Here is a 7178-nt window from a genome sequence, read left to right on the forward strand (position 1 = left end):
CGCCACAGGCGCGCGAGCAGCCACCATGAGAGGAGCGTGTTCGTCAGCGCCAGCAGCCCGAGCATGAGGCGCAGGCCAGCCGGCGGCTCGTGGATCTGGATGAACAGCACCAGGGCGCTGGACAGCGCCTGAAAACCCAGCATGAGCCAGAACAGGCCCTTGCGCGGCTGCCACACGCGGCGAAAGGCGTCGGTGAGGGACGGCATGCCGCTCATTGTGCCCGGGCGGGTTCGGTGCGCTCGAGCTCGCGCTCCTGCAGCCAGCGCCACATCACCTTGCCGCTGCCGCTCTTGGGCAGGGCGTCGGCGAACGCCACCTCGCGCGGGCACTTGTAGGCGGCCATGTGCTCCCGGCACCAGGCCAGGATGTCGGCCTCGCTGGTCTTGCCCTGGGCGTCGGCGCGCAGCACCACCACGGCCTTCACGCTTTCGCCGCGGTAGGCGTCGCGCGTGGCGATGACGCAGGCCTCGGCGATGGCGGGGTGTTTGAACATCAGCGCTTCGACCTCGGCCGGCCAGACCTTGAAGCCACTGGCGTTGATCATGCGTTTGAGGCGGTCGGTGAGGAAGAAGTAGCCGTCCTCGTCGATGCGGCCCAGGTCGCCCGAGCGGAAGAAGCGCTTGCCCTCGATGTCGATGAACGCCGCGGCCGTGGCCTCGGGGCGCTTCCAGTAGCCGTCGAACACCATGGGGCCATGGATCACGATCTCGCCGGCCTCGCCCACCGGCAGTTCGCGCAAGGTGTCGGGGTCGACCACGCGGGCGTCGCAGCTCATGAAGGGAATGCCCAGGCACTGCTGCTTGGGGTCGTCCGGCGGGTTGCTGTGCGAGGGCGCGGCGGTTTCGGTGAGCCCGTAGCCTTCCGCGTAGCGCAGGCCGAACAGCTCCAGCAGCCGCTGCGCCACGGCCTGCGGCATGGCCGCGCCGCCGCCGCCGATGTAGACCAGGCTGGACAGGTCGTAGCGCTCGAAGCTGGGGCTGGCGAGCAGGTCGATCACCATGGTCGGGATGTTGGTCCAGTGCGTGACGCGCCAGCGCGAGATCAGCCGCCCCGCCAGCTCGCGGTCCCAGCGCGGCATGAGCACGATGGTGGCGCCGCCGTAGATCGCCGTGTGCATGCCCGACACCATGCCGGTGATGTGGAACAGCGGCACCACCAGCAGCGACACGGCCTCCGCCGTGCTGTTGCCCCACAGGGCGCCGGCGACCGCGTTGTGCATGAGCGTGCGGTGCGGGTGCATGCAGCCCTTGGGCAGGCCGGTGGTGCCGCTGGTGTAGGGCAGCACGGCCAGGTCGTCGGGGCCGCGGTTGTGCTCGGGCAGCGGCGCGGTGCTGGACAGCGCCTCGGCCCAGGTGGCCACGCTGCCGCCCGCCAGCGCGGGACGTTCGTGGCGCGCGCCCAGCCAGGCCTGCCAGGCGGGCGGCACATCCGCCGCCGGGCCGATGACGTCGGCGTAGTGCGTCACCACCAGGTGGCGCAGCCGCTGCGCCTCGGGCAGCGCGGCGTCGGCCTTGAGCAGTTCGCCGGCGAGATCGGCCGCGCAGAGCGCCACGCGCGCGTCGGGATCGGTGATGTAGTGCCTGAGCTCGTCGGCCTTGTTCATGGGGTTGACCGGCACCACCACGGCATTGGCGCGCAGCACCGCGTAGCAGGCCACGACCCACTGCGGGCAGTTCTGCATGAACAGCAGCACGCGGTCGCCGTCGCGCACGCCTTGCGCGCGCAGGTGCGCGGCCAGGCGTTCGGCCTGGGCCAGCAGCTCGGCGTAGGAGGTGCTGAGATCGAAGAAGACCAGGGCGGGCTTGTCCGGGTAGCGCCGCGCGCTCACCACGAGGTTGTCCCACAGGGAGGTTCGGGGTGTCCGAATGGCGTAGGGCAAACGGCGGGGCCAGACGCGGTGGTGCGCCCGCGCCGGTGGATCCTGAGGGCTCATCTCCGCGGGTCTCCGATGGTCGTCTGTCGTGGCACGAATTCTGCGTTGCCCTCCGGGGGCGCAGTCGTGCGGATTGTTCAATAAAGCATCGGCATGGCACTCCCACGTAAACCCCGATCCCCGGTGGAAAAGGCGGGGTCTACATTGGCCCGCTTGCGGCTGGGCACCGAACAGGTGCCTGTCCGTTCGTGTTCGACAACTGACACTGACTACGGAGTACCCGATGAATCTCAAGGCCCTGAAGCTGACCGCCCTGACCCTGGGCACCACGGCCGCGCTGCTCGCCCTGCCGGCGCACGCGGGCAAGGACCTCGACGCGGTCAAGAAGCGCGGCGAACTCAACTGCGGCGTCAACACCGGCCTGCCCGGCTTCTCGGCGGCCGACAGCCAGGGCAAGTGGAGCGGCATGGACGTGGACGTGTGCCGCTCGGTCGCCGCCGCCATCCTGGGCAACCCCGACAAGGTGCGCTACGTGCCGCTGACGGCGCAGCAGCGCTTCACCGCCCTGCAGTCCGGCGAGATCGACCTGCTGGCCCGCAACACCACCTGGACGCTCACGCGCGACGCCTCCCTGGGCCTCACCTTCGTCGGCGTCAACTTCTACGACGGCCAGGGCTTCATGGTGCCCAAGAAGCTCAACGTCAAGAGCGCCAAGCAGCTCAAGGGCGCCACGGTCTGCGTGCAGTCGGGCACCACCACCGAACTCAACCTCACCGACTACTCGCGCGCCAACAACCTGGGCATCAAGCCCGTGGTGTTCGAAAAGCTCGAGGCCGCTCTCGCCGCCTACTCGTCCGGCCGCTGCCAGGCCTACACCACCGATTCCTCGGGCCTGGCCTCCTCGCGCGCCAAGGACATGGCCAAGCCCGATGACCACGTGATCCTGCCCGAGCTGATTTCCAAGGAGCCCCTGGGCCCGGCCGTGCGCCGTGGCGACGACGACTTCGCCGCCATCGTCAAGTGGGTGGGCTTCGCGCTCATCGAGGCCGAGGAGTACGGCATCACCCAGGCCAACGCCGACGAGCTCAAAAAATCCAGCACCAACCCCTCCGTGATGCGCCTGCTCGGCATGGGCAACGAGGACACCGGCAAGCTGCTGGGCCTGGACAAGGAATGGGCCTACCGCGCCATCAAGGCCGTGGGCAACTACGGCGAGCAGTTCGAGCACCACGTTGGCCCCAAGACCGCCATCGGCCTGCCGCGCGGCATCAACAACCTCTGGACCAAAGGCGGGGTGCTGTACGCCCCCCCGATCCGCTGAACCACGCCGGGCCGCCACCGCGGCCCGGCCTTGGTGCGGCCCGCAGCGATGCCCGTCGCTGCGGGCGTTCTTCGTTCCTGTCATTTCTTCGTCGCGAGGTCACCGTTGACCACCCCCGCATCCCCCCCACCCCCGTCCCGGCGCTGGTCGCTCAACAGCCGGGCCACGCGCGGCGTGCTGTACCAGTTGCTCGCCCTGGCCCTGCTGGGCCTGGGCCTGTGGTACCTGGCGCACAACACCCAGGCCAACATGCAGGCGCGCGGCATCCAGAGCGGCTTTGACTTCCTGGGCGCCAGCGCCGGTTTCGACATCGGCGAAACCCTCATCCGGTACGACCCGAGCCAGAGCTATGGCAAGGCCATCTGGGTCGGCGTGCTCAACACCGTCAAGGTGGCCCTGGCGGGCATCGTCTTCACCACCCTGCTCGGCGTGGCCCTGGGCGTGGGGCGGTTCTCGCGCAATGCCCTGGTGCGCGGCCTGTGCTACGGCTATGTCGAGCTCTTCCGCAATGTGCCGCTGCTGCTGCAGTTGCTGATGTGGTACCTGGTCTTCATCGAGCTGTTGCCCGCCTCGAACGAGGCCATGTCGCTGGCCGGCCTCGTCTTCCTCAGCAAGGGCGGCCTGTCGGTCCCCTGGCCCACGGCCGGCGTGGGCGCGGTGATCGCCGGCCTGGCCGTGGGCGCGGTGGCCGGCGTGCTGTGGCGCCGGCGCGTGCAGCGGCGCTTCGAGGCCACCGGCCAGGACGGCGACCGCCTCTGGGTGCCGCTGGCCCTGCTGCTGGTGTGCGCCGTGTTGGGCTGGGTGGTGGCCGGCATGCCGCGCGAGTGGAGCGTGCCCGAGCAGCTGCCCTTCATGGTCGACGGCGGCCTGTCCCTCACGCCCGAGTTCCTCGCGCTGCTCATCGGCCTGACCACCTACACCGCGGCTTTCGTGGCCGAGGTGGTGCGCGGCGGCATCCAGTCGGTGAGCCGCGGCCAGGATGAGGCCGCCTCCGCGCTGGGCCTGAACCCGCGGCAGAAGATGAAACTCGTGGTGCTGCCCCAGGCCATGCGCGTGATCATTCCGCCGCTGACCAACCAGTACCTCAACCTCACCAAGAACTCCTCGCTCGCGGTGGTGGTGGGCTACCCCGACGTGGTCTCCATCGCCAACACCACCATCAACCAGAGCGGCCGCGCGGTGGAGTGCATCGCCATCATCATGCTGGTCTACCTCAGCACCTCGCTCACCACCTCGCTGCTGATGAACTGGTACAACCGCCGCATGGCGATCAAGGAGCGTTGATCGCCATGGGCACGCAGTTCCAACCCATCGCGCCCCGGCCCTCGCCGGTGCGCCAGTCCGGCCCCCTGGTGTGGGCGCGCCGCAACCTCTTCGCCGACTGGAGATCCAGTCTGTTCACGCTGATCATCGGCGCGGTGCTGGTGTGGGCGCTGCCCAGGCTCTGGCAATGGGTGATTGCCGGCGCCGTGTTCCAGCCCGATCCCAACGCCTGCCAGGCCGCGCGCGGCGTCGGCGCCTGCTGGGGCGTCATCGCCGAGAAGTACCGCGTCATCCTGTTCGGCCGCTACCCCTACGACGAGCAGTGGCGCCCGCTCGTGGCCACGCTGCTGATGGTGGCCACGGTCGTGGTCAGTTGCATGCGCGTCTTCTGGACGCGCTGGCTGGCGCTGATCTGGGTCGCCTCCCTGGCCGGCTTCTTCGTGCTCATGGGCGGCGGCGTGCCGGGCCTGTCCAAGGTGCGCACCGAGCTCTGGGGCGGCCTGCCGCTCACGCTCATGCTGGCCGTGCTGTCGCTGTTCCTGGCGTTCCCGCTCGCGGTGCTGGTGGCCCTGGGCCGGCGCGCCAGGCTGCCCGCCATCCGCACCATCAGCGTGCTCTATGTCGAACTGGTGCGCGGCGTGCCGCTGATCTCGGTGCTGTTCATGGCCTCGTTCATGTTCCCGCTGTTCGTGCCCCAGGGCGTCACGGTGGACGTGCTGGTGCGCGTGGTCGCGGGCCTGACGCTGTTCATCGCGGCCTACATGGCCGAAACCGTGCGCGGGGGCCTGCAGGCCGTGCCCAAGGGCCAGTTCGAGGCGGCCGACTCGCTGGGCCTGGGCTACTGGCAGGCGCAGCGGCTCATCGTGCTGCCGCAGGCCCTGTCCATGGTGGTCCCCAGCATCATGAACACCTTCATCTCGCTGTTCAAGGACACCTCGCTGGTGACCATCGTCTCGCTCTACGAGCTCACCGGCGCGCTCGCGCTGGCCCTGAACTCCGACGTGCAGTGGCGCCCGTTCAAGCTCGAGGCCTATTTCTTCATCACGCTCATCTATTTCTCCGGCTGCTTCGCCATGTCGCGCTACAGCCTGTGGGTCGAAAAGCAGCTTGCCGCCAGCAAGGCGCGCTGAAAGCACAACATGCCAGAACAATCCCCCGCCATCATCCGCTTCGACAAGGTCAACAAGTGGTACGGCAACGACTTCCACGTGCTGCGCGACATCGACCTGTCCGTCGCCAAGGGCGAGCGCATCGTGATCTGCGGCCCGTCGGGCTCGGGCAAGTCCACGCTGATCCGCTGCATCAATCGCCTGGAGGAACACCAGCAGGGCGTCATCGAGGTCGACGGCGTCGAACTGCGGGACGACATCAAGGCCATCGACCAGGTGCGCAAGAACGTGGGCATGGTCTTCCAGCAGTTCAACCTGTTCCCCCACCTCACGGTGCTGGAGAACCTCACGCTCTCGCCCATGTGGGTGGGCAAGCTGCCCAAAAAGGAGGCCGAGGAACGCGCCATGCAGCAGTTGAAGCGCGTGCGCATCGCCGAGCAGGCCGGCAAGTACCCGCTGCAGCTGTCGGGCGGCCAGCAGCAGCGCGTGGCCATCGCGCGCGCGCTGTGCCTCACGCCCAAGATCATGCTGTTCGACGAGCCCACCTCCGCGCTCGACCCGGAGATGATCAAGGAAGTGCTGGACGTGATGATCGAGCTCGCCAACATGGGCATCACCATGCTGTGCGTGACGCACGAGATGGGCTTCGCCAAGGCCGTGGCCGACCGCGTGATCTTCATGGACCAGGGCCAGATCGTCGAACAGAACACCCCCGAGGCGTTCTTCAACAACCCGCAGAACGAGCGCAGCAAGGACTTCCTGTCCAAGATCCTCGGGCATTGACTTGAGGCGGTCATCGCGCGCTGGGAGAATGCGCCCGATCAGAGGCCCGCACCGAGCGGGCCCGGCAAGGAGACCGCCATGCAGCTGCCCGCCCCACCCGCCGCCCGGCGCCTGACCTGGCTGCGCTGGAGTTGCACCACCGCCCTGGGCCTGTCGATGTGGTGCGCGGGCGCCGCCCTGGCCTTCGACCTGCAGGGCCACCGCGGGGCGCGCGCCCTCGCGCCCGAAAACACGCTCAGCGGCTTCGAGCGCGCGCTCGCCATCGGCGTGAGCACGCTGGAGCTGGACGTGGTGCTGAGCGCCGAGGGCGTGCCCATCGTCTCGCACGACACCGCGGCCAACCCCGACATCACCCGCGACGCCTCGGGGCGCTGGCTGCAGTCGCGCGGCCAACCGTTCCACCAGCTCACGCTGGCGCAGATCGGCGAGCTCGACGTTGGCCGCATCAACCCCGCGAGCCGCTACGCGCGCGATTTCGCGCAGCAGCAGGGAGTGGACGGCGAGCGCATCCCCACGCTGGCCGCCGTGTTCGAGCGGGTCAAGCGCCTGCGCGCCGACCACGCGCGCTTCAACATCGAGCTCAAGCGCCACCCCGAGCGCGCGCAGGAGTCGCCCGAGCCCGAGGCCTTCGTGCGCGCCGTGCTCGAGGTGGTCCGGTCCGAGGGCATGGCCTCGCGCACCAGCCTGCAGAGCTTCGACTGGGGCCTGCTCAAGATCGCCCAGCGCCTGGCGCCCGAACTGCCACTGGCCTTCCTGAGCGCGCAGCGGCCCCGCTTCAACACCCTGCACAGCGGCACCTGGAGCGCCGGCCTGCGCGAGGCCGACTTCA

At 69.1% G+C, this 7178-nt stretch carries 7 protein-coding genes; 5 read left to right on the forward strand and 2 right to left on the reverse strand.

Annotated features, from left to right (window positions below):
- Positions 1–206 (reverse strand): hypothetical protein (locus BGO22_RS09075; protein WP_286850314.1); only part of this gene is annotated, 206 nt, incomplete at its 3' end.
- A 5-nt stretch (positions 207–211) separates the two neighbouring features.
- Positions 212–1933: a long-chain fatty acid--CoA ligase gene (locus BGO22_RS09080; protein ID WP_070400578.1), complete on the reverse strand. Its 1722-nt coding sequence runs from the start codon at positions 1931–1933 to the stop codon at positions 212–214.
- Between the two features lie 223 nt (positions 1934–2156).
- On the opposite strand from BGO22_RS09080, the gene BGO22_RS09085 reads away from it, so the two are divergent.
- The 5 genes from BGO22_RS09085 to BGO22_RS09105 form a co-directional block, all read left to right on the forward strand.
- Positions 2157–3194: an amino acid ABC transporter substrate-binding protein gene (locus BGO22_RS09085; protein ID WP_070400579.1), complete on the forward strand. Its 1038-nt coding sequence runs from the start codon at positions 2157–2159 to the stop codon at positions 3192–3194.
- A gap of 174 nt (positions 3195–3368) precedes the next feature.
- Positions 3369–4478 (forward strand): ABC transporter permease subunit, encoded by a 1110-nt coding sequence (locus tag BGO22_RS09090; protein ID WP_083293302.1) that lies wholly within the window; start codon positions 3369–3371, stop codon positions 4476–4478.
- A 5-nt stretch (positions 4479–4483) separates the two neighbouring features.
- Positions 4484–5587, forward strand: a complete 1104-nt coding sequence (locus BGO22_RS09095) for an amino acid ABC transporter permease (protein ID WP_070400581.1) — start codon at positions 4484–4486, stop codon at positions 5585–5587.
- A 9-nt stretch (positions 5588–5596) separates the two neighbouring features.
- Positions 5597–6349: an amino acid ABC transporter ATP-binding protein gene (locus BGO22_RS09100; RefSeq protein ID WP_070400582.1), complete on the forward strand. Its 753-nt coding sequence runs from the start codon at positions 5597–5599 to the stop codon at positions 6347–6349.
- 78 nt (positions 6350–6427) lie between these two features.
- A partial coding sequence (locus BGO22_RS09105) for a glycerophosphodiester phosphodiesterase family protein (RefSeq protein ID WP_286850320.1) occupies positions 6428–7178 on the forward strand: 751 nt, incomplete at its 3' end.

The organism is Hydrogenophaga sp. 70-12 (assembly GCF_001897365.1).
Lineage (GTDB): Bacteria > Pseudomonadota > Gammaproteobacteria > Burkholderiales > Burkholderiaceae_C > Hydrogenophaga > Hydrogenophaga borbori.

Bases quoted from the DNA above. Each gene is read 5' to 3' on its own strand.
- BGO22_RS09080 (WP_070400578.1), bottom strand. From the start codon at position 1,933: ATGAGCCCTCAGGATCCACCGGCGCGGGCGCACCACCGCGTCTGGCCC.
- BGO22_RS09085 (WP_070400579.1), top strand. From the start codon at position 2,157: ATGAATCTCAAGGCCCTGAAGCTGACCGCCCTGACCCTGGGCACCACG.
- BGO22_RS09095 (WP_070400581.1), top strand. From the start codon at position 4,484: ATGGGCACGCAGTTCCAACCCATCGCGCCCCGGCCCTCGCCGGTGCGC.
- BGO22_RS09100 (WP_070400582.1), top strand. From the start codon at position 5,597: ATGCCAGAACAATCCCCCGCCATCATCCGCTTCGACAAGGTCAACAAG.